Raw genomic sequence first — 22257 nt, 5'->3', positions numbered from 1 at the left:
TCATCAATACGTTTCAGACATCATCTACATATGATGAAACTTCCATATCATCTTTCCATTATAGCAGTGTCGTTTCTACTAGGAAAGATGCCTTTAAACGACAGTAAAAAAGCCAGAGGAAACCTCCGACTTTTTTACTACATATTCTTCTATATTGTTATAGCTTTTATACTTATTTTGTCATATCAAGTACAACACGTCCATTAATCTTTCCTTCTTCCATTTCACTAAAAATCTCATTAATTTCATCAAGATGACGTGTTTCTATAATTGCTTTTACTTTTCCTTCTGCGGCAAATTGCAATGTTTCTTGTAAGTCTTTTCTTGTCCCTACGATAGAGCCAATAATTTTCACGCCATTTAAGACGGTATCAAAGATTGGTACTTCCATCATTTCTGGTGGTAACCCTACTGCCACACACGCGCCACCTCGTCTAACAGAACGATACGCTTGATCAAATGCCGGCTTTGATACAGCTGTGCAAATAGATGCATGCACACCTTTTACTTTCTCGAATATCCACGCTGCCGCATCTTCTTTAAGTGGATTCACAGCTAAATCTGCACCAAGTTCTTTGGCAAGCTCTAATTTATCATCTACGGTATCAACAGCAACAACATGTAACCCCATTGCTTTTGCATATTGAACGGCTAAATGCCCAAGGCCACCGATACCAAAAATCGCAACCCAATCACCAGGTTTTGCTTCTGATACTTTTAATGCTTTATATGTTGTAACACCGGCACAAAATAGCGGTGCTGCATCAACGAACTCTAAGTTATCCGGTACTTTCACAACATAATCAGCTGCCGCAACGCAATACTCTGCATAACCACCATCAACTGAGTAACCTGCATTATGTTGATCTAAGCAAAGCGTTTCACGGCCAGATAAACAATATTCACAATGACCACACGCTGAATATAGCCATGGTACTCCAACCCGGTCACCAACTTTCACGTGAGTAACACCTTCCCCTACTTCTTCAATAACTCCAACACCTTCATGTCCTGGAATTAATGGGAGTTTCGGTTTTACCGGCCAATCACCGTGCGCCGCATGTAAATCTGTATGGCAAACGCCGCATGCTTCAATATGTACAAGAACTTCACCAAGTTCAGCTTTTGGTTTTGGAACTTCTTTCACTTCTAACTTCTCTTTGAACTCATTTACAACTGCTGCTTTCATGTAAACGCCTCCTAGTTATAGATACAAAAAGTTCTTACAAGTTCATCTTAATATAATAGAAGAAACGAGAGGCAGTTGAATTATGACAATAATTTGCGAAATATATCACAAATTATTGAACAATTATATTAATTATAAAAGTAGCTCCAAACAATAAAAAAAACCTCAGAAGAAAATTCTTCTAAGGTTTTTGAACAATTAGTTTAAGTTGTTTTTTGCAACTGTTGCTAATTCAGCGAAAGCTTTTTCGTCATGAACAGCTAAGTCAGCAAGCATCTTGCGGTTAACTTCGATACCAGCAACTTTTAAACCGTGCATTAAACGGCTGTAAGAAAGACCGTTAATACGAGCAGCTGCATTGATACGAGTGATCCATAATTTACGGAAGTCACGTTTCTTTTGACGACGGTCACGGAATGCATATAGTAAAGATTTCATAACCTGTTGGTTAGCAACCTTAAATAATGTATTTTTAGAACCGTAGTAACCTTTTGCTAATTTTATAACTTTTTTACGACGTTGACGAGTAACTGTACCACCTTTTACTCTTGGCATAATATTACCTCCTATTTGTTCTATATATCAGCCGAACTTATTTTAAGTTGTCAAGCATTTGACGAATGCGTTTGAAGTCACCAGCGCTTACTACACCAGCTTTACGTAGTTTACGTTTAGCTTTCGTAGATTTGTTAGCGAATAAATGGCTTGTGTAAGCGTGTGAACGCTTAAGTTTACCAGATCCAGTCTTTTTGAAACGCTTTGCAGCGCCGCGATGAGTTTTTTGTTTAGGCATAGGTATTTCCTCCTCTATCTATTACTTATCGTTTTTCGGTGCTAAAACTAAGAACATACTACGTCCTTCCATTTTAGGCTTAGATTCGATTGTACTAACTTCAGCACAAGCTTCTGAGAAGCGATCTAAAACACGTTGACCGATTTCTTTATGAGTAATGGCACGTCCTTTAAAGCGAATTGACGCTTTAACCTTGTCGCCTTTCTCTAAAAACTTGATAGCATTACGAAGTTTTGTGTTAAAGTCGTGTTCATCAATTGTTGGACTTAAACGAACTTCTTTCATGCTAATTACTTTTTGATTTTTGCGCTGTTCTTTTTCTTTCTTTTGTTGCTCAAAGCGGAATTTACCGTAGTCCATAATGCGGCATACTGGCGGTTTCGCATTTGGAGCAACCAATACTAAATCAAGATTAAGATTTGCAGCTAAGTCTAAAGCGTCATTACGAGACTTGATGCCAAGTTGATCACCATTCGCACCAACTAAACGTACTTCACGTGCACGAATTTGCTCGTTAATCATCATATCCTTGCTAATAGTAAGCCACCTCCAAGGTTTTCTTAGAATACGTTTGTAGTCATAGAACCCAAACAAAAAAGTGTGGGCATACGGACACCCACACTTGTACAATCTTAAGTAAGAAAGACATTTACCTGCTAACTGCGTATGCGTCAATCAGGTGAGAAGCGGGTGCTTCTACTTGTTCTACAAAACAATATTCTATTATCCTTGATGAGTTTACCATAGGATATAAAGTCTGTCAAGAAGACGCGTTTTACTAACAACAAGAAATATTGTAACAAACAACACGAATACATGCAATACTTTTTTATGATAAGTCTTGTTTGGTTATTATTTCTAATTTCTGTTCCCCTTACCCATAAAACAAAGGCGCGGCATGCCGCGCCTTTTCCTTAGCGTTTTCCTTCAACTTTAATCATATCAACAAACGCATCTAATGCGATTGTTTCTGATTTTTGTTCACCGTATTTACGTACGTTTACGCCGTTTTCAGCAACTTCATTGTCACCTACTACAAGCATATACGGAATTTTTTGCATTTGTGCTTCACGGATTTTATAACCGATTTTCTCTTCACGAGTATCCACTTCCACACGGATACCAGCACGTTGCAAGTCTTCCTGTACTTTCTTCGCGTAGTCTAAATGTACTTGCGGAGAAACTGGGATTACTTGTACTTGAACTGGCGCTAACCATGTTGGGAATGCACCTTTGTACTCTTCGATTAAGAAAGCAACGAAACGTTCCATAGTTGATACAACACCGCGGTGAATAACAACTGGACGATGAGGTTTACCATCTTCCCCAACGTAAGTTAATTCAAAGCGCTCCGGAAGTAAGAAGTCTAATTGTACAGTTGAAAGTGTTTCGTCTTTTCCAAGTGCAGTACGAACTTGAACGTCAAGTTTTGGACCGTAGAATGCAGCTTCACCTTCAGCTTCATAGTACTCAAGACCCATTTCATCCATAGCTTCTTTTAACATAGATTGTGCTTTTTCCCACATTTCATCGTCAGCATAATACTTTTTAGTATCTTCTGGATCACGATAAGATAAGCGGAATGAATAATTTTCTAAACCGAAGTCTTTATATACTTCTAAAGTTAAGTTTACAACGCGTTTTAATTCTTCTTTAATTTGATCTGGACGAACGAAAATGTGCGCATCATTTAAAGTCATTCCACGTACACGTTGTAATCCAGATAGTGCACCCGACATTTCATAGCGGTGCATTGTTCCAAGCTCTGCAATACGAATTGGTAATTCACGATAGCTGTGGATATCGTTTTTATACACCATCATATGGTGAGGGCAGTTCATTGGACGAAGTACTAATTCCTCATTATCCATTTCCATTGATGGGAACATGCCATCTCGGTAGTGATTCCAGTGACCAGAAGTTTCATAAAGCTCTCTGCTTCCTAATACTGGAGTATATACGTGGTCATATCCTAAGCTCGCTTCTTTATCAACAATGTAACGCTCAATAATACGACGGATTGTTGCACCTTTTGGTAACCAAAGCGGTAAACCTTGTCCTACTTTTTGGCTATTTGTAAATAATTTCAACTCTTTACCTAATTTACGGTGGTCACGCTCTTTCGCTTCTTCAAGCATACGTAAATGCTCATCTAATTCTGCTTTCTTCACGAATGCAGTACCGTAAATACGCTGTAGCATTTTATTATTGCTATCGCCACGCCAGTAAGCACCTGCAACACTTAACAATTTAAACATTTTAATTTTCCCTGTAGATGGAAGGTGAACCCCACGGCAAAGGTCGTAGAATTCGCCTTGTTCATAAATTGAAATAACCGCATCTTCTGGAAGATCGTTAATTAATTCTAATTTTAGCTCATCGCCAATTTCTTCATAACGGCGAAGTGCTTCCGCACGTGGCACTTCATGACGAACGATTTCTAAATTCTCGTTCACAATTTTTTGCATCTCTTTTTCGATTTTTGGGAAGTCCTCAACTGTAATTGCTTCTTCCATATCGATATCGTAGTAGAAACCATTTTCGATTACTGGACCAATACCAAGTTTTACATCTTTATATAAACGTTTTAACGCTTGTGCTAAAAGATGGGCTGTTGAGTGGCGTAAAATGTATAAGCCATCTTCAGAATCTAATGTAATGATTGAAACTGCACCATCTTCTTCAATTGGTGTACGAAGATCGATCATCTCATCATTTAATTTTCCAGCCACAGCTTTTTTCTTTAAGCCTGGGCTAATAGAAGCTGCGATTTCTTCAGTTGTTGTTCCTTTTGGAAACTCCTTCACAGCTCCATCAGGGAAAATAATTTTAACTACATCTGCCATCACTGGTCACTCCTTTTTTTCTCAAAATAAAAAACACTCATCCCGTAAAAAGGGACGAGTGTTGAATTCGTGGTTCCACCCTTGTTCCAATTAACTAAACTGTCAATTGCTCAAGTTCAACATAACGGTGTTGGCCGTTAGCAATTACTAGAAAAAGTGTTCACTGCTAAAGTTTAGAGGTGGTAAGTAATAAACCCGTACTAGGAAGCTCACACCCTAAGGCTTCCCTCTCTGAAAATCGTAGTAAATCACTCATGTCCTCATCGTAACATTTCAATATATTTCATTTATGTAGGTAATTATATGCTCAAAAACTTAGAAAATCAAGGGTGTTCCCTTTATTTTTTAAATTTTTCACGTTGTGTTCAAATTCATGCAGTGCACATAACTGAACTCGTTCTTGAAATACATTTTGAAGGGTAACAATCATATTGTGATCTTGCTCTTTCGTGTACAAATAAATCATTCTCGGCGCAATAGAAAGAAGCGGTGCAATTACCTTCGTGTCAATATATACGCCCTGCTTATTTAGTAAATCCTCTTCTATATATTGAACCAATTTTTCTTGTTTTAAACGTATTCCTTTTTCATCATAAAAAATAAAACTTTCATCAAATACAAGATGTAGACATGGTAAACGTGATTTTCGGCTGCTCACTTGTTGCCTTAGCATTTCTACAAACACTTGATATTCTTGCTCCATTTTATATTCATCGATCGCCACTTCCGCAAGTCGGTGTACCATCTCCCTATATGCGCGGAGGCGAAAACGAATATAAGATGAAAAAGAAAAAGAAAGTGGGTCACAGAGCCATCCTTTTAAAGAAGACATAATACGGACTTCAATCTTATTACGTGTTAGATCACGGGCAATCCCTTTTCGCTTTCCATTTAAGATAGCATGTGCCATATGTAAAATTTGATGGCACTCTTCTTGTTCTTCATAAAAAAATTTCTCTTTTAAAATAGTACGAAGCCATTCGTTTTGTTTTATATTAACAATAAAATAAAGAAGTACTGGTGTTAAAACTTTCTCAATATAATTCGATTCGCATATTGGTATATGAATCGTTACCTTTTGTTCATATAAATAAACACTTGTTTCTTTATATAGCTTTTCCGTTCTCTTTATCAGTTGTTGATATACGTGCGCAGCATCATTTTTTTCTTCGAAGCAGATTTCAATCACTCCTGTCCCCCCTTTTATCCCGCTCTACGGAGTTACTTCCTCTCAAGCCCCCATAAGAGTCCAGTTCACGAAAGCTAGGCGCTAAGTAGCAATACCTGCTTCCGCTTCACTCTACAATCCTTGCTAATTTTATATATATTAAGGGACTAGAAAAAAAATGATACAAGCTCGTATGAAATTTCAAACATATACTGAAGAAACATAAAAAAAGAGCAAGCAGTATGCTCACTCTTTACGTATGACGACGATTTTTCCCACCAATTGGAACTGGCTTCGCCAAATACTTAATACGCTCCATAATACGCGCCGCTTTCATTTCTTCTGCTTCTCCACGCTGTGTGTAGGTTAAATGATGTTCTAGCTGTTTAAAGTCAAAATTAGACGTAAAGAACGTCGGTAAGTTTTCAAGCATTCGGAACTGCAGTATAGCACCAAGCACATCATCACGCACAAAGCTTGACATTGCTTCCGCCCCAATATCATCTAACATTAATACTTGTACACGCTTCACCGCATCAATTTTTTCACCTATCGTATTATTTTGCAGTGAACTTTTAATTTCTCGTAAAAATTCTGGTAAGTATACGATCATTGAACTTATTTTTTTTAAGGCTAATTCATTCGCAATCGCTCCTAAGAGATACGTTTTCCCTACACCAAATTTACCGTAGAAATATAACGCTTGTACTTTTTTTCCAGGTTCGTATGCACTTAAAAATTCATTTGCTGCACGAATCGCCTCAATTCGCGGTTCTAAATCTGATGGATCTAAATTTTCCATAGAAGCCTGTAAAATATCACTTGGCATATAGACACTTTGAACTAATTTTTCATATTTCTTCCGCTCATCATAAGCCACTTTTCTTACGCAGCGATCATATTGAATATCAATCATCTTACCTTGAATAATCAGTTTCGGCTCATATCCTTGAATCATATTTTTACATGATTCTAAGTTCGGACAATCTGCACATCCAACACTTTGCCCAATGTATTCATACAGTTTCACAAGACTTCGCTCTATCATGGAAGTCGTCACTTCACCTTTATGTTCTTCAATAAACTCTTTCACACGCGGATGTGCCATCACTTCCGCCTTTAACACTTCGTATCTATTTTTAAAATTCTCATTTTGCATCAACTTTGCAAATGAATTTTGAATATGCTCCATTCTCTCACCTCAAAGAGCGTTCATTCTCTTCTATTAATCACGCTTATATTTTTTCAACTCTTCTTCCAATCTCTTTCGTTCTTCTTCTAACTTGCTCGATTTTTTCGCCACATTCGTAAGTTCCTTAGGCTGTTCTTCTGGTTGTTCCTCGGATTGTTCTTTCAACCAATCGGGCACCATTTCTTTCCGCACTGTTTTCTTCGAAGTATGACCCTTTTTCTTCGTTTCAGCCCATTCTTGATATTGACGATTCTCTTCTTTCGCCAATGCCATCGCTTCTGATACCGTACCTACTTTTTTTCGTGCCCAGTGCCCCGCAATTTTCTCAACATATGTTTTGGCAAGCTTCATATCCGAACGCAGCATCACATAATAAATAAGTACATTGACCACACCTGGCGTTAGTTTTTGATTCATCATTACTTCTTCTACAATTTGCAAATCTGCTTTCGTTGCTTCTGCCCCGCCTGAAATTTCTTTTAACAATTGTTTTGGAGAAATTTCTTCTAGCTGTTTAATGAGCATCTCTTCTTGCGTAGACGGCTCTTTCTCTTTCATCGTACGTGCAGCATGAGGCTGTACTCGTTCACTTAACACTGGAAGCGCTTGACCATTTTCAAATTGATACCAATCACGCGCTCCTTTCCGAAGCCTTTCCATATCAATCGTTTGCAATTCTGTCATTGCACCAAGCACAATATTTTGCATCGACAGCACATCCACACCATACACGTAAGAGAGTGTAACAACACATTCACGCACTTGGTCCGTAATCGCTTTTCGCGGCACAAGAGTCGATAACCCTTCTACAAATAAAGAAAAATCAAAGAAATCGTTCCAAAGTTGTGGGGCAGTTCCTTTTTCATTGCCCGGCATAACTGCGCTACTTGGAATTCGAAGTTCCTCTTGCGCATGTTCAAATTGCCCTGGATTAAAAGACCCAAATACATCATTAAAGGAATGTGTAACATTTTCATAAGAAGCAAAATCAAACTCTTCTTCTAAAAAATATTGTTTAACTTGATTATATTTCGCACGGCTTAATCGATTATACAAAAAGATGCTCAGGACAATATCATCAAAAAATTGTTTTGGTGATAACGGCGGCTGCAATTCGTATATAAACATTCGAATATCTTTTTCTTTTTTTATATATACGTTTAAAAGCCCAATTGCTTCTAATTTCATCCGTTCTTCATATACTTCAGGAAGCTGCATTTGCATTGTCACCATAAGAGAGTGGTGTGTATTCTCTTTTCCAAATACACGATCCTGCTCTAGCTCTCCCCACAGCGTCATATATAAGCTAAAAGCCTTGCTACCCACTAATGGTTGATATAACATCGTTAATACCTTCCGATCGTAACTATGCAGCAACCCTTTTGCACTTACTTTATAACGATCAATTGGCAATAGCTCCATCCATGACTGTTTTTCCATCCTTGCAATTCCTTTCTTCCATTCTACGTATATAATTCCTTAGTGAAAAAGAGCTAATAGCTTTCGCTTCTAGCTCTTTTTCACCACTATTTGCGGGCTCAAAGTTTCACTTTATTCTCGTTCTTTTTGCAGTATATCTTTTAATTCTTCAATAAATACATTTAAATCTTTAAATTGACGATATACGGAGGCAAATCGTACATAAGCAACATCATCAATATCTCGAAGTGCTTCCATTACGATTTCACCGATCATATCACTTTTCACTTCTGATATTCCTAAATTACGAAGTTCACGCTCCACATTTTGTGTTACTTCTTCTAATTGTTTTAACGATACAGGTCTTTTTTCACACGCTTTAATTAATCCACGCAAAATCTTTTCTTTATTAAACTCTTCTCGTGTTCCCTCTTTTTTTACAACAATAAGAGGTGGTTCTTCTACTCGTTCAAATGTGGTAAATCGATTTAAACAACTTTCACACTCTCTTCTTCTTCGAATGGAGCGTCCCTCATCTACCGGACGTGAATCCAATACTCTTGTACCATTATGAAAACAGGCTGGACAACGCAACTCATTCACTCCCTTGCAATTTAATCTTCATTCTTTTTACTTCATCTACATGTGAAAATATATATACAATATTATATAACCTATTTGTATTTGCTCACTACCTTATCCTACTATTCACGTTCAATAATACATTACTTTTTAAAAATTTACTTTATAGCAAGCATTCGTCAAAAACAGTCTACCATTTTACAATTTCAAATTTATATAAACTAAAAAGAGGTGCATTATACACCTCTTTACATTTTAAATCAATTATGTTCTTTTTTAAAGAGCTTTTGTTTCTCTATGCTTAATTTCGAAGCTACCTGTGCCTCGAGGAAGCTCGATGCTCTCTCGCGTTTTCGCATTTAAACCTTCTGCAATATACTCTGCAGCAACATTTGGATCAATACGATCCCCGCAAGTATAAACATCAATACTTGCATAGCCGTGCTCTGGAAAGCTATGAATTGTTAAATGTGACTCCGAAATGATTACAACTCCACTTACACCCTGTGGCGCAAATTTATGAAAAGCAACCTCACGTACTTCAGCACCAGCTCTTAGTGCTGCATCCACAAATAATTGTTCAATAAACGGCATATCATTAAGCTTGTCGAAATCGCAATCCCACAGTTCAGCGATTACGTGACGACCCATCGTGTCCATAGTATCCATTCTACAGTTCCCCCTCATAAAAATTTAATCTAACTGTTCGAATTGAAAACTAATTTGCAATTTGGCTTGCTCTACTACCACGGGGGAAAGTTAGTCCAGAGAGGTCCTAACCCTTTAAGTAGTAACTACGTACCTCAGCTCTTAAGTTTACGAGTGTTAGTATACTTTGTTTATTTTCATTTTGCAACAACAGTTTTTTCGATTTTTTGTCATATTCTCTTCTTTACTTTTCCCCAAAAAAAATAATTGATTCACAAATGCAGTAATCACAATGTTTTTTTATATGTACCATTTATAAAAATATACTCATATAATTTTTTTCCTTTTCAGAAAAAAGCATAAAAAAGAAGACAAGCAATCGCTTGCCTTCCTTGTATCATTAAATGTGTTGCACACTTTCTTGTTTTGTTAATTCAGCACCAACTAACTTCACAAGATCTACAACGCGGCGAGAGTAACCCCACTCGTTATCATACCAAGCAAGTACTTTCACTTTACGTTCGCCCATTACCATTGTAGATAAACTATCAATGATAGCTGAGTGTGTATTTGTATTAAAGTCAATCGAAACTAAAGGTTCCTCACTGAACTCAATAATCCCTTTCAATGGACCGTTTGCAACAGTTTTAAACGCTTCATTAATTTCCTCAACTGTTACATCACGTTTTACATCTACTACTAAGTCAACAAGAGACACGTTTGGTGTCGGAACACGAAGTGCCATCCCATGAAGTTTTCCGTTTAAATGTGGAAGAACTTTCGCTAGAGCTTTCGCAGCGCCTGTTGTTGTAGGAATAATAGACTGTCCACAAGCACGCGCTCTTCGTAAATCTTTATGTGGGTTATCAATATTTTTTTGGTCATTTGTATAAGCATGAACAGTTGTCATTAAACCGTTTTCAATTCCAAATTGCTCATCTAACACCTTAACAACAGGCGCTAAACAGTTTGTTGTACAAGATGCATTTGAAATCACAGTATGGTTTGTAATATCTAATTGTTCTTCGTTTACACCAACTACAATTGTTACATCTTCATTTTTACCAGGTGCTGTTAAAATAACCTTTTTCGCCCCAGCTTCTACGTGAAGAATTGCTTTTTCTTTCGCATTAAATTTACCAGTTGCTTCAATTACAATTTCAACATCCAGTTCTTTCCAAGGCAATTCTTTTGGATCGCGGTTGTTTAGAAGGCGAATCATTTTCCCATCCACTAATAAATGATCTTCAAATGCTTCCACTGTTCCGTCAAACTTGCCATGAACTGTATCATACTTGATTAAATGTGCTAATGTTTCTGGTGGATAGCTTGCGTTAATCGCTACAATTTCGAATGCGCTTTCTTTTATCGCTTGACGAAATACCATTCTCCCAATACGTCCAAATCCATTAATTGCCACACGAGTCATAATATGTTATCCCCCTTGAATGCGTTATACTATTTATCTCCAATCCCAATAATAGTATAACACAAAAAGAAGATATGTCACTAAGCATTTTCACTAATTTCACAATTTTTTAGTTAATAATGTTCCATTCTTTTAAAATGAGCTGTAATTGCGCTTTTGTCTCAGCAATTGTGCCATCATTATAAATAACTTTATTAGCTAATGTTGCTTTCTCCGCTAAAGGCATTTGCGAATCAATACGTGCTTTCGCATCCTCTTCTGTAAAGCCATTTCGCTTCATTAAACGTTCTAATTGCATACTAGGTGATACAGCTACAACTACAATCCGATCAACAAGTGCTGTTAACTTACTCTCAAATAGAAGCGGAATATCTAACACAACCGCTTGCACTCCTTCTTTTATGTACATATCCTTCTGAACATTCATTTCTTTCCGAACAGCAGGATGAACAATTTTGTTTAACTGCAATCGTTTTTCTTCATTATGAAATACTATACTCCCAAGCTTTTGGCGATCTAGTTTGCCATCTACTTGTAATACATCTTCACCGAATACCTCTATAATTTCTTTATATGCTTCTTTACCTTGTTCTACAACTTCTCTTGCAATAATATCCGCGTCAATTACAGGTATTTGCAGTTCACGAAACATTTGTGAAACAGTACTTTTTCCACTTGCAATACCTCCTGTTAAACCTATAACAATTGTCATTCTATTTCCTCCTCACAAATAGAAGCGTGAAACTTATGTTTCACGCTCCCACTTACATTTTCCAAATTCCAATAATAATAAGTAAAATCCCAGGTAGGAACGTAAATTTTTGTAACCATCGCATATTCGATAAAACCGTTCCTAGCCTCATTCCGATAAATAAAAACAGAGAACTCATAACGGCAACTAACACTGCCATCATGGCGGGTGTATATCCTAGTAAGGATGCACCAATCCCTGCTCCAAACGAGTCTACTGAAAGAGCGATACCTAAAAGCAAGGCTTCCCCACCAGAAATCGTGCCTGATTTATCAAAATCGGCAACAGTCGGTTTCCGTAAAATTTGAATGACTAACCCAAGCGAAGCAATTTCTAACTTCCAAACTTTCTCTTCTTGCTGCGGTTCGTCTTTTTTATCACTCCGAAAAAACTGATACAACACCCACGCTCCAATAGCCACTAAAACGATTCCGCCAATGCGCGTTGCAATCACCGGAGAAAACACCTTAGCAATCATATGTCCAATTCCCATCGACACAAGCATAACAGCCGCTGAACACATTCCAATGATGAGTATCGATTTTAACGGAATCCGTACGCTCCGCAAACCATAAGTAAGCCCTACACTACAGCTATCCAAACTTAATGTAAAAGCTAATAAAATAAGAGAGAAATAATGATACATCGGTAAGCTCCTTCCCTATACATAGCTTTGCTGTATGTATATGACAAATGCCTATCCGATGTTATTAGAAAACGATATCTTTCTTAGCTTTTTGGCTGGCACATAGGACAATAATGCGTTCCTCGTCCACCAACAACTGTCTTTTCAATCACGTTCCCACAAGTTACGCATGGTTCACCTTTTCTTCCATACACATTTAGAAGCTCTTGGAACGAGCCAATTTGTCCTTGCGAATTGATATACGTTCTGATTGTACTTCCACCGCGCTCAACAGCCTCCGCTAATGTTGCAACGGTCGCCGCATGAATCTTTTCAATTTCAGCTTTCATTAAAGATGAAGCTTCTCGTTCCGGGTGAATCCCGGAACGGAATAAAACTTCATCTACATATATATTACCAAGCCCGACTAAAAGACGTTGATCGAGCAATACAACTTTTATTTTACGGTTTGTCTTTTGCAATCTTTCTTGCAAATACCCTACTGTCAGTTCAACGTCAAATGGCTCAGGCCCTAAATCAGCAAGTGGCATTTGGTCAAATTCTTCACCTTTTTTAAAGAGATGCATCGTGCCGAACTTTCTTACATCTTTATAGTGTAACTCTGTACCATCTGTAAACTGGAAACGCACATGCGTATGTTTATCTACCGGCTCATCATCTTTATGAAGCAAATATTTCCCTTCCATACGCAAATGTGAAACAATAACATACTTTGTTACATATAGAAGTAAAAACTTACCTCTTCGCTCAATCCGTTCAATCTTTTCACCTCGTAACATTTCTTTAAAGAGCTCTGCGTCATCTGGTCGCTTTACTAATTTTGGATACGTTACAATCACATCTTGAATTGTTTTTCCCGTTACAAGGTTTTTAAGTGTCCTTCTAACATTTTCAACCTCTGGTAGTTCAGGCATTCAATCACTTCCTTATTTTGCGTCATACCAAGTTGGACCAGAAGAATAATCAACTTTTAGAGGAACAGCAAGTTCAATCGCATGCTCCATCACTTCAGGTACAAGCTTTTCTAATTTTTCTACTTCTTCTTTTGGCACTTCAAAGATCAATTCATCGTGTACTTGCAGAAGAAGACGCGCTTGTAAGCCTTCTTCTTCTAAGCGATCCGCCATAATAATCATCGCTTTTTTAATAATATCTGCCGCACTACCTTGAATTGGTGTATTCATCGCAGTACGCTCCGCAAAGCTGCGCAAATTAAAATTACGACTCGTAATTTCCGGAATATAACGGCGACGATTTAATAATGTAGAAACGTATCCTTTTTGCTTCGCTTCTTGTACAATCTCATCCATATATTCTTTTACACCAGGGAAGCTTGCGAAATACTTTTCAATAAATTCCCCTGCTGCTTTTCGTGTGATTCCTAAGTTTTGTGAAAGCCCATAGTCACTAATACCATACACAATTCCGAAGTTAACCGCTTTTGCTTGACGTCTCATATTCGATGTTACTTCATCTTTTCCAACGCCAAACACGTCCATTGCAGTTTTCGTATGAATATCCATATCATGCTGGAACGCTTCTACTAACCCTTTGTCTTTTGCAATATGCGCCAAGACACGCAGTTCAATTTGTGAATAATCGGCTGCATACATAACCCAGCCTTCTTTTGAAGGAATGAACGCCTGACGAATCTTTCTTCCTTCTTCTAAACGGATCGGGATATTTTGCAAGTTTGGGTCTGTAGAACTTAATCGGCCCGTTTGCGTTAACACTTGATTAAAACGAGTATGAATTTTAGATGAATCTTCATGAACAACTTTTAATAATCCTTCAATATATGTCGAATTTAATTTTCCTAATTGACGATAGTGTAAAATTTTAGGGATAATTTCATGATGCTCCATTAACTTGTCCAGCACATCAGCTGACGTAGAATATCCTGTTTTCGTCTTTTTAATAACCGGTAGGTTTAAATTCTCAAATAGAATCACGCCAAGCTGCTTTGGAGAATTAATATTAAATTCCGTTCCTGCAAGCTCATAAATTTCTTGTTCCATTTCCTTAAGCCTTCCAGCAAGCTCATCTCCCATACTACGTAAGCGCTCTGTATCAACCGTAACACCTTTCACTTCCATTTCAGCTAACACACGAGCAAGCGGCATTTCAAGCTCAGTAAATAGTTCATATTGTTCATTTTTTTGTAGTTCTTCTACAAATGTTTTTTGCACATCGTATAATACATGTACTTTTCGAGCTACGTGCTCCGCGACTATATCTTGCGCAGGAACCGCACGTTTTGCACCTTTTCCATACACTTCTTCATCAGATTTAACAGCATGCGTTTCTTTCATTTTCGCTACGGCACGGAAATCTTTATCTGTATCTGCTGGATCAAGTAAATAAGCGGCAATTAGTAAATCAAAGTCAATCCCTTGAATCTCTATACCTTTCCACTTAAGTGCAACAATGGCACGTTTCGCATCAAACGTATACTTTCTCATTTCATCATCTGCAAGCCACTTCTTAAAAGTTTCAGATTTTAGCGCAACATCGCTCGGAATGAAATAACAGCCATTTTCATTTTGAATACCGAACCCTTGAATATCAGCTTTATGATAATTGTCTTCTTGTACTTCCACAATAATTGCACTATCTTGCTGCAGCATTTCTTCTGTCACTTCTTCTGCAATATCAAATGAAATATCATCTAATTCAGCTGGAGCTGTTTCTTCAGGAGTCGCACCGAGCTTATTTAATAGCGAAGTAAATCCTAAATTCTCGAACATTGGAATGACGTCACTTGCTTCATATCCTTTGTATTCGATATCATCTACATGCACTGTAATTGGTGCATCGGTAATAATTGTGGCAAGCTCTTTACTCATAAACGCTTGCTCTTTATTCATTTCTAGATTTTCTTTTAATTTTTTTCCGCTCACCTTGTCTAAGTTCTCATATACTGCTTCTACTGTTTCAAATTGCGTTAACAATTTGATTGCTGTCTTCTCACCAACTCCCGGTACACCTGGGATGTTATCCGATTGATCTCCCATTAAACCTTTCATATCAATAATTTGCTTTGGTGATAAACTATATTTTTCGAATAACGCTTCTTTCGTATATTCATCTACTTCTGTAATCCCTTTACGCGGAATACATACAAGCGTAGTATCAGAAACAAGCTGCAGTAAATCTTTATCTCCAGAAATAACTTTTACGTGAGCACCTTGTTCGTTCGCTTCTTTCGCTAGTGTGCCCATAATGTCATCTGCTTCATAGTTCTCTAACTCATAGCGTGGTACGTGAAACGCATCTAACAGTTCACGAATAAATGGGAATTGCTCTGATAGCTCAGGTGGCGTTTTTTGACGACCTCCTTTATATTCGCTAAATGTTTTGTGACGAAATGTTGTTTTACCCGCATCAAACGCAACAAGCATATGTGTTGGTTTTTCTTCTTCTAATATTCTCATTAACATCATCGTAAAACCATAAATTGCGTTCGTATGTATACCTTTGTCGTTATTTAAAAGCGGCAGTGCAAAGAAAGCACGATACGCGATATTATTTCCATCGACTAATACGACCTTTTTTTCCAAATTAGAAACCTCCCCATACAAATTTAAAACGATTTATATATAAATCCAAATTAAAAAACCGACATAACCCCTTTTTTTAGGAGGGAGAGAGCATCCAGCCATGCATAGAAGCGGTCACCCCATGCCAAGTTAAAACAAAAAGAGAAAACGAGCGCAGGTCACCTTTTGTTCTTCATAGCAGTGACTTATATATTGAAAAATCAAAATGGATTTATATAGAAAGAAAAAACCGTCTTTTCCTTCTCTCTATATTAACACGACTAAGAGAGAGAAGAAAAATAACGGTTCTTCCTACTACATATATTTAATGTAAAATGGAGATGCTGTCACAATATCTCATGAATTAAAATAACCTTATCGTATTGATATAACACTTGGATATAAGTTACATAGAGATATTTCAAAAACAAAGATATTATAGTTTCACAAAAAGGGAAGTGACGAGAATAGAGCACCTATTCTCGTCCAAAATTACTCCTTGGATGAAGGGGTTTTCATGTATTATATTAACAGGACTTTATTAATATTTAATGAAGCTATTGTTAATATAATGTAAATATATCCCGTTCAAACGTTTACTATATAAATCCAAATTAAGAAACCGACATAAACCCTTTCTTTTTAGGCGAGAGAGAGTATCCGGCCATGCATAGAAGCGGTCAGACCCTCTTCCTGCTCCATGCCAAGTTAAAGCAGAGAGAAAAAACGAGTGTAGGTCACCTTTTTCATATCAACGACTTATATATCGAAAAATCAAAATAGATTTATATAGCTCTCATCCAATAAAGTGAAACTTTAATTAGTGGTTTTTCCATACCCCACTGATTATTAGCCCTCACCAATCGGGCTTTTACGGGCAGCCCGACTCCACCTACCTTCTTTGCTTTTGCTGAACTTTGAGGTGGGGGTCTTACTGCCCGCGAATAGCGGGATAAAGGTTGCACATTATCATTACTTCTCCAAATCCGATTTCGGTAAAGCAACTGTAAATGTTGTTCCTTCCCCTACTTCACTCTCTACAGTAACTGTCCCATGATGGGCTTCTACTAAATGTTTTACAATCGATAACCCAAGGCCTGTACCGCCTGTATTTCTGCTTCTCGCTTTATCTACACGATAAAAACGTTCAAAAATACGCGGGATTTCTTCTTTACTAATCCCAATTCCTGTATCAGATACCTGTATATAAGCGTTATGTTCATCCTCTAACAACTCTACAGAAACCGTCCCGCCGGCTGGTGTGTATACAATTGCATTATTAACTAAATTGATAAAGATTTGTTTTAATCGGCTCGGATCTCCTATCACTGAAACGTGTCTCAACACATCAACTTGTAAGGAAATTTCTTTATCTTGTGATTTATTCTCTAGCACCATTTTAATTTCTTCAAGCAATTCCTTCATCTCAACAGTACCCATATTTAACTTAAATCCTTGTTGTTCAATCTTTGATAGATCCAATAAGTCTTCGATTAAGCCTTGCATACGCTCGCTTTCCTTTAAAATAATGTTCAGGAAATGCTCGCAAAACTGCTGATTTTCCATCGCACCATCAAGTAACGTTTCAGAAAATCCCTTAATAGAAGTAATTGGCGTCTTTAATTCATGTGAAACATTTGCTAAAAAGTCTTTTCGCATTTGCTCTAGTTTCTTTAGCTCTGTTATATCGTGGAATACGAGAACAATCCCTTTCCATTCATGATTTGTCCCAATAATTGGTGCGCCATATACTTCAAAGTGCTTTCTTTCAATACCAAGTGGCAGTAGCATTTGCTTGCGTACTTTCACTTCTGTCATAAAAATTTCTTCCACAAGTTCAATGATTTCTGCATGAAGAAATGCTTCATAATACAAACGATCTAAATACTCTTCATCCGTTACATGAAATATTTCTTTATACGAACGGTTTACAAGACTTATATAACCACGGCTATCAATTAAAATCATACCGCTTCCCATATTTTCAATCAGTGTATGTAAACGATCTTGTTGCATTTCTTGCTCTAGCGTCATTTCTTGTAAATTACGCGCTAAAATATTGATTGCCTTACTTAACATCCCCGTTTCATCTGAATGACTTTCATAAGCACGCGCTTTATAATTCCCCTTCGCCAATTCAATCGCTACTTTCGTAACAGACTCTATCGGACGAATATATTGACCTGTAATTTTCACACCAAGAAAAACAACAACAAGACAAGCAATCACAAACCCTACAATGAGTAATCCCCACGTTTTTTGATGAACATCTTTCAAAGGAGCAATTGTACTTTTTAGAATGATGTACCCTTGCTTCCCCTCTGCATCTTGAACAAACACCGCATGATGGAATACATTTTTATCATCTGTTTCCTTCGTAATCACTCTATTTTTTTGTTTTGCTGTTTCAGAGGAAAGTTCCTCAATTGTCGCTTGGTCGAATATAGGTTGCTTACCTTTACTATATTTGACTTTCTTCGCTTCATCAGTAAATATAACCGAAACCGGCACTTGTTCTTCTAATTTCTCAAATACGTTTGGCGCTTTTAGAACATGATCAATACCTTCCGCCTCTACTAATGAAGCAACATATCTTGCCTCTTTTACCGTTCTGTCTTTCGCATGATCGATGTAGTAATTCTCAAACACCGTTTCCAAAAGTACTCCTAGTCCAACTAAAATAAGAATAATAAGAGAAACAAATGTAAAGAGAAGCCTCGAGCGAAATTTATTCATCCCCCTTTGGCTCCTCTAATTTATAACCTAATCCACGAATTGTTTTAATGTACGCTGGTTTTTTCGTATTCTTTTCAATTTTATCCCGCAAATGACTAATATGAACATCGACGATTCTTGTATCGCCGGCAAAATCATAATTCCATACAGCACTTAGTAACTGATCACGTGTTAATACACGACCCTTATTCCTTGCTAAATATACAAGTAACTCAAATTCTTTTGGCGTTAGTTCTAGCTTTTCTCCTTGGAAATACGCCTCATAAAATTCAGGTAAAATTCTTAAATCATAGATATTGATACTATTTTCATCCTGCACTTCTGAAACTGGTTCATCTTGCAATTTCGTACGACGTAAAATTGCCTTCACACGTGCAACAACTTCCCTTGGGCTAAATGGCTTTGTCATATAATCATCTGCCCCAAGCTCAAGACCTAACACTTTATCAAACTCATCATCTTTCGCTGTTAGCATTAAAATAGGTGTCATAATACGCTGCAAACGTAATTCTTTACACACTTCCATACCATCCATTTTTGGAAGCATTAAATCTAATATAATCAGATCTGGACGTTCCGTTGTTGCTTTATGAAGCGCAACTTCACCATCCATCGCTGTTATCACTTCAAATCCTGCTTGCTGCAAATTGAATTCAATTAAAGTTAAAATAAACTCCTCATCATCAACAACTAAAATTCGATTGCTCATTCTCTTCCTCCAAGTTATAGACTTGAAACCTTCTTCATCCTAGTATTTCCCCACTATTTCCATCATACTAGAAAACAATCCCCCTCTCAATAGAATTGTCCATTCACTAAGTTTGATTGTGCTATAGTTATATAGGAAAATATATCTAATAGAAAGCGATGGTACATATTCATGTTTAAAGCAGCTGTTATTTTCATTCTTGCCGGACTAGCTGAAATTGGTGGTGGATATCTCATCTGGAAATGGATACGAGAAGGTGGTTCCATCTGGTTCGGTCTAATAGGAGGAATCATTTTATGTTTATATGGTGTAATTGCCACATTCCAAGTATTTTCTAGTTTCGGACGTGTATACGCAGCTTATGGCGGTGTATTTATTCTCATGAGTTTATTATGGGGATGGATGGTTGATAAGAAAACACCTGATTTGTTCGATTGGGCTGGTGCAGCTGTTTGCCTTGTCGGTGTGTTTATTATTCTTTGGCCACGTGGCTAAAAACAGGTATCCATTTGACTTATATCTCCTTAAAATGTAATAATCAATATAATTAAATTTTAATATAAAGATTAAACTATTAAGGAGCGAATTCAAAATGAATCGTAAAAATTGGGTATTATCTGGCTTCGCTTTATTATTTGTAGTTGGTTTTACTGCCGGCTTTTCAAACTGGGAAACATTACAAACTGGCATCTCTGATTTCTCAGAAGGGTTTGCAGAAGGGTTTTTCAGTTAAGTTATACTTACATTCGATCCTATAAAGTAAAACTTTAATCAGTGGGGGTTTTCTTCGTCCCCCACTGATTATTAGCCCTCACCAATCGGGCTTTTACGGACAGTTCATCTCCCACCTAACTTCTTTGCTTTCGCTGAATTTTGAGGTGGGAGTGTTACTGTCCGTTAATGCGGGATAAAAAAATAGTGCTAACCTAGCATATAATAGGTTAGCACTATTTTTCATTACACTCTTACTAACTCATTATTAAAAATTATCCAATGCTTTTTCTAAAATAGAAGCTGATTTGTAAGGCGGCGCTACTGTTAGTACACCTTTCACAACCACTTCTTCTTTTTCATCATAAGCGAATACACGCATATCAATCGTATGCTCTTCCCCCGCAACTGCTACAACTTCAAAATGAATTTGCAAAGTTTCATAATGATGTACAGGCTTCACAAAAGTCAGGTCCTTCCTAACAACATGACTGCCTGGACCTGGTAAATATTTCGTAACTGCCGTTGTAATCATACCCGTTAACATAATGCTTGGTACAATTGGTTTTTCATACGGAGTTTGGGATGCGTAATCATGCTGAATATATAATGGATTTGAATCATTTGTTAATCCTAAATACAATAACAGATCTTTATCCTCAATTTTTTCAGTGATAGATAACTTTTCTCCTACTGTAATCTCATCCATTCGACGACCAATTTGAATTTTTTTCTTTAACATGTTACAATCCCCCTCCAATTTTTATTTTATTATCCTACCAAAAGCAATATATTATCCGAAGCGCTACTATAATGAGGGCAATGTATATTATAAGTCTATGTTCCCATTGTAGGACACAATTAATGATAGCGTTTTCATATTATTTTAAAAAAATAATCCTCTAAATAGTAGAAAAAGATTCGGGACCCCGAATCTTTTTCTAACATATATTTTGTATTAAATAAGAACTTTCATAACGTTACGTACAGATTCTACCGAACGATCTAACGCTTCTTTTTCTTCTTCACGAAGTTCTAATTCAATAATTTTTTCAATTCCGTTACCACCTAGAATTACTGGTACACCTAGGTAAAGGTCGCTATAGCCATATTCACCTTCAAGGTATGCGATAGCTGGTAATACGCGGCGTTGATCTTTTAAAATCGCTTCAGTCATTTCAACTAAAGAAGCAGCTGGCGCGTAGTATGCACTACCGTTTCCTAGTAAACTTACAATTTCGCCGCCGCCTTTACGCGTACGTTCTACGATTTCTTCTAAGCGTTCTGCAGGAATTAATGTTTCTAATGGAATACCGCCCGCATAAGAATAACGTACAAGAGGCACCATGTCATCACCGTGGCCACCAAGAACGAATCCTGTAATGTCTTTAACAGAAAGATTTAATTCTTGTGCGATGAATGTACGGAAACGAGCTGTATCTAATACACCAGATTGACCGATAACACGCTCTTTCGGGAATCCAGCTTCTTTAAATACAGAATATGTCATTGCATCAACTGGATTTGTTAACACAACAATAATTGCGTTTGGTGAATGTTTTGCGATATCTTTCGTAATACTTTTCATAATTTTAGAGTTTGTTGCTACTAAATCATCACGGCTCATACCTGGTTTACGTGCAATTCCTGCTGTAATAACAACAACGTCAGAATCAGCAGTATCTACGTAATCAGATGTGCCGATAATGTTAGCATCAAAACCTTGTACAGGGCTTGCTTCTAACATATCTAACGCTTTCCCTTTTGTTGGATTCTCCAGTTGTGGAATGTCCACTAATACAACATCTGCAAGCTCTTTTTGAGCTAATAAAAACGCTGTTGTTGCTCCGGTAAATCCTGCACCGATGACTGATACTTTTTTGCGTTTGATTGTCATAA

Annotated in this window: 21 protein-coding genes and 2 other annotated features; of the genes, 2 read left to right on the top strand and 19 right to left on the bottom strand. The window is 37.2% G+C overall.

Annotated features, from left to right (window positions below):
• Positions 1-172: 172 nt before the first annotated feature.
• The 17 genes from adhP to C568_RS0111820 form a co-directional block, all read right to left on the bottom strand.
• Positions 173-1189, bottom strand: coding sequence for an alcohol dehydrogenase AdhP (gene adhP / locus C568_RS0111905; RefSeq protein WP_003201014.1), 1017 nt, complete (start codon positions 1187-1189; stop codon positions 173-175).
• Positions 1190-1387: 198 nt separating this feature from the next.
• Positions 1388-1744 carry a 50S ribosomal protein L20 gene (gene rplT, locus C568_RS0111900; RefSeq protein ID WP_003201011.1) on the bottom strand — a complete coding sequence of 119 codons (357 nt, stop codon included), beginning with the start codon at positions 1742-1744 and terminating at the stop codon, positions 1388-1390.
• A gap of 37 nt (positions 1745-1781) precedes the next feature.
• On the bottom strand, positions 1782-1982 hold the full coding sequence (rpmI, locus tag C568_RS0111895; RefSeq protein WP_001125945.1) for a 50S ribosomal protein L35: 201 nt from the start codon (positions 1980-1982) through the stop codon (positions 1782-1784).
• A 21-nt stretch (positions 1983-2003) separates the two neighbouring features.
• On the bottom strand, positions 2004-2507 hold the full coding sequence (gene infC / locus C568_RS0111890) for a translation initiation factor IF-3 (RefSeq protein ID WP_000973214.1): 504 nt from the start codon (positions 2505-2507) through the stop codon (positions 2004-2006).
• Positions 2508-2568: 61 nt separating this feature from the next.
• Positions 2569-2690 (bottom strand) — a sequence feature (ribosomal protein L20 leader region).
• A 206-nt stretch (positions 2691-2896) separates the two neighbouring features.
• Complete coding sequence (thrS, locus tag C568_RS0111885; RefSeq protein WP_018781629.1) at positions 2897-4828, bottom strand: threonine--tRNA ligase; 1932 nt, start codon at positions 4826-4828, stop codon at positions 2897-2899.
• Positions 4829-4875: 47 nt separating this feature from the next.
• Positions 4876-5104, bottom strand: a binding site (T-box leader).
• Between the two features lie 31 nt (positions 5105-5135).
• Positions 5136-6017 carry a putative sporulation protein YtxC gene (ytxC, locus tag C568_RS0111880; protein WP_006096188.1) on the bottom strand — a complete coding sequence of 294 codons (882 nt, stop codon included), beginning with the start codon at positions 6015-6017 and terminating at the stop codon, positions 5136-5138.
• Between the two features lie 232 nt (positions 6018-6249).
• Positions 6250-7188 carry a primosomal protein DnaI gene (gene dnaI, locus C568_RS0111875; RefSeq protein ID WP_003201005.1) on the bottom strand — a complete coding sequence of 313 codons (939 nt, stop codon included), beginning with the start codon at positions 7186-7188 and terminating at the stop codon, positions 6250-6252.
• Between the two features lie 33 nt (positions 7189-7221).
• A complete protein-coding gene (locus tag C568_RS0111870; protein WP_006096186.1) occupies positions 7222-8628 on the bottom strand; it encodes a replication initiation and membrane attachment family protein in 1407 nt (468 codons plus the stop codon).
• A 111-nt stretch (positions 8629-8739) separates the two neighbouring features.
• Positions 8740-9201, bottom strand: a complete 462-nt coding sequence (gene nrdR, locus C568_RS0111865) for a transcriptional regulator NrdR (protein WP_016116577.1) — start codon at positions 9199-9201, stop codon at positions 8740-8742.
• A 264-nt stretch (positions 9202-9465) separates the two neighbouring features.
• Entirely contained in the window at positions 9466-9849 is a 384-nt protein-coding gene (gene speD, locus C568_RS0111860) for an adenosylmethionine decarboxylase (protein ID WP_006096185.1), read from the bottom strand.
• 388 nt (positions 9850-10237) lie between these two features.
• On the bottom strand, positions 10238-11266 hold the full coding sequence (locus C568_RS0111855) for a glyceraldehyde-3-phosphate dehydrogenase (RefSeq protein ID WP_018764454.1): 1029 nt from the start codon (positions 11264-11266) through the stop codon (positions 10238-10240).
• Positions 11267-11375: 109 nt separating this feature from the next.
• The gene (gene coaE, locus C568_RS0111850; RefSeq protein WP_018781628.1) at positions 11376-11978 is read right to left on the bottom strand and encodes a dephospho-CoA kinase; all 603 of its coding nucleotides are present in this window, start codon (positions 11976-11978) and stop codon (positions 11376-11378) included.
• 52 nt (positions 11979-12030) lie between these two features.
• Positions 12031-12663, bottom strand: coding sequence for a sporulation membrane protein YtaF (gene ytaF, locus C568_RS0111845; protein ID WP_003200991.1), 633 nt, complete (start codon positions 12661-12663; stop codon positions 12031-12033).
• 83 nt (positions 12664-12746) lie between these two features.
• Entirely contained in the window at positions 12747-13577 is an 831-nt protein-coding gene (mutM, locus tag C568_RS0111840; protein WP_018781627.1) for a DNA-formamidopyrimidine glycosylase, read from the bottom strand.
• Between the two features lie 12 nt (positions 13578-13589).
• Positions 13590-16223: a DNA polymerase I gene (gene polA, locus C568_RS0111835; RefSeq protein WP_018781626.1), complete on the bottom strand. Its 2634-nt coding sequence runs from the start codon at positions 16221-16223 to the stop codon at positions 13590-13592.
• 951 nt (positions 16224-17174) lie between these two features.
• Entirely contained in the window at positions 17175-18938 is a 1764-nt protein-coding gene (gene pnpS, locus C568_RS0111825; RefSeq protein ID WP_018781625.1) for a two-component system histidine kinase PnpS, read from the bottom strand.
• On the bottom strand, positions 18931-19647 hold the full coding sequence (locus tag C568_RS0111820; RefSeq protein WP_003200984.1) for a response regulator transcription factor: 717 nt from the start codon (positions 19645-19647) through the stop codon (positions 18931-18933). The genes pnpS and C568_RS0111820 overlap by 8 nt, the downstream gene beginning before the upstream one ends.
• Before the next feature lie 171 nt (positions 19648-19818).
• Between C568_RS0111820 and C568_RS0111815 the strand changes: the two genes are divergently transcribed.
• Together C568_RS0111815 and C568_RS34710 are read left to right on the top strand one after the other, a co-directional pair.
• On the top strand, positions 19819-20142 hold the full coding sequence (locus C568_RS0111815; protein ID WP_006096178.1) for a YnfA family protein: 324 nt from the start codon (positions 19819-19821) through the stop codon (positions 20140-20142).
• A gap of 97 nt (positions 20143-20239) precedes the next feature.
• On the top strand, positions 20240-20380 hold the full coding sequence (locus tag C568_RS34710) for a hypothetical protein (RefSeq protein ID WP_003200980.1): 141 nt from the start codon (positions 20240-20242) through the stop codon (positions 20378-20380).
• Between the two features lie 246 nt (positions 20381-20626).
• On the opposite strand, the gene C568_RS0111805 is transcribed toward C568_RS34710, so the two are convergent.
• Together C568_RS0111805 and mdh are read right to left on the bottom strand one after the other, a co-directional pair.
• Positions 20627-21100, bottom strand: a complete 474-nt coding sequence (locus C568_RS0111805; RefSeq protein ID WP_006096177.1) for a MaoC/PaaZ C-terminal domain-containing protein — start codon at positions 21098-21100, stop codon at positions 20627-20629.
• A 216-nt stretch (positions 21101-21316) separates the two neighbouring features.
• Positions 21317-22255, bottom strand: a complete 939-nt coding sequence (mdh, locus tag C568_RS0111800) for a malate dehydrogenase (protein WP_003200975.1) — start codon at positions 22253-22255, stop codon at positions 21317-21319.
• Positions 22256-22257 lie beyond the last annotated feature (2 nt).

It is taken from the genome of Bacillus sp. 95MFCvi2.1, from assembly GCF_000374965.1.
In the GTDB taxonomy this organism is placed as follows: Bacteria; Bacillota; Bacilli; order Bacillales; family Bacillaceae_G; genus Bacillus_A; species Bacillus_A pseudomycoides.
Note: the sequence above shows the minus strand (reverse complement) of the source record. Positions and strands in the feature narration are given on the sequence as shown.

What these genes read in the sequence shown, in the direction of transcription:
- ytaF (WP_003200991.1), bottom strand. Translation starts at nt 12,663, where the DNA reads ATGTATCATTATTTCTCTCTTATTTTATTAGCTTTTACATTAAGTTTG.
- thrS (WP_018781629.1), bottom strand. Translation starts at nt 4,828, where the DNA reads ATGGCAGATGTAGTTAAAATTATTTTCCCTGATGGAGCTGTGAAGGAG.
- C568_RS0111815 (WP_006096178.1), top strand. Translation starts at nt 19,819, where the DNA reads ATGTTTAAAGCAGCTGTTATTTTCATTCTTGCCGGACTAGCTGAAATT.
- C568_RS0111805 (WP_006096177.1), bottom strand. Translation starts at nt 21,100, where the DNA reads ATGTTAAAGAAAAAAATTCAAATTGGTCGTCGAATGGATGAGATTACA.
- C568_RS0111855 (WP_018764454.1), bottom strand. Translation starts at nt 11,266, where the DNA reads ATGACTCGTGTGGCAATTAATGGATTTGGACGTATTGGGAGAATGGTA.
- rplT (WP_003201011.1), bottom strand. Translation starts at nt 1,744, where the DNA reads ATGCCAAGAGTAAAAGGTGGTACAGTTACTCGTCAACGTCGTAAAAAA.
- C568_RS34710 (WP_003200980.1), top strand. Translation starts at nt 20,240, where the DNA reads ATGAATCGTAAAAATTGGGTATTATCTGGCTTCGCTTTATTATTTGTA.
- rpmI (WP_001125945.1), bottom strand. Translation starts at nt 1,982, where the DNA reads ATGCCTAAACAAAAAACTCATCGCGGCGCTGCAAAGCGTTTCAAAAAG.
- C568_RS0111870 (WP_006096186.1), bottom strand. Translation starts at nt 8,628, where the DNA reads ATGGAAAAACAGTCATGGATGGAGCTATTGCCAATTGATCGTTATAAA.
- speD (WP_006096185.1), bottom strand. Translation starts at nt 9,849, where the DNA reads ATGGACACGATGGGTCGTCACGTAATCGCTGAACTGTGGGATTGCGAT.
- infC (WP_000973214.1), bottom strand. Translation starts at nt 2,507, where the DNA reads ATGATGATTAACGAGCAAATTCGTGCACGTGAAGTACGTTTAGTTGGT.
- pnpS (WP_018781625.1), bottom strand. Translation starts at nt 18,938, where the DNA reads ATGAATAAATTTCGCTCGAGGCTTCTCTTTACATTTGTTTCTCTTATT.
- coaE (WP_018781628.1), bottom strand. Translation starts at nt 11,978, where the DNA reads ATGACAATTGTTATAGGTTTAACAGGAGGTATTGCAAGTGGAAAAAGT.
- C568_RS0111820 (WP_003200984.1), bottom strand. Translation starts at nt 19,647, where the DNA reads ATGAGCAATCGAATTTTAGTTGTTGATGATGAGGAGTTTATTTTAACT.
- adhP (WP_003201014.1), bottom strand. Translation starts at nt 1,189, where the DNA reads ATGAAAGCAGCAGTTGTAAATGAGTTCAAAGAGAAGTTAGAAGTGAAA.
- dnaI (WP_003201005.1), bottom strand. Translation starts at nt 7,188, where the DNA reads ATGGAGCATATTCAAAATTCATTTGCAAAGTTGATGCAAAATGAGAAT.
- mdh (WP_003200975.1), bottom strand. Translation starts at nt 22,255, where the DNA reads ATGACAATCAAACGCAAAAAAGTATCAGTCATCGGTGCAGGATTTACC.
- mutM (WP_018781627.1), bottom strand. Translation starts at nt 13,577, where the DNA reads ATGCCTGAACTACCAGAGGTTGAAAATGTTAGAAGGACACTTAAAAAC.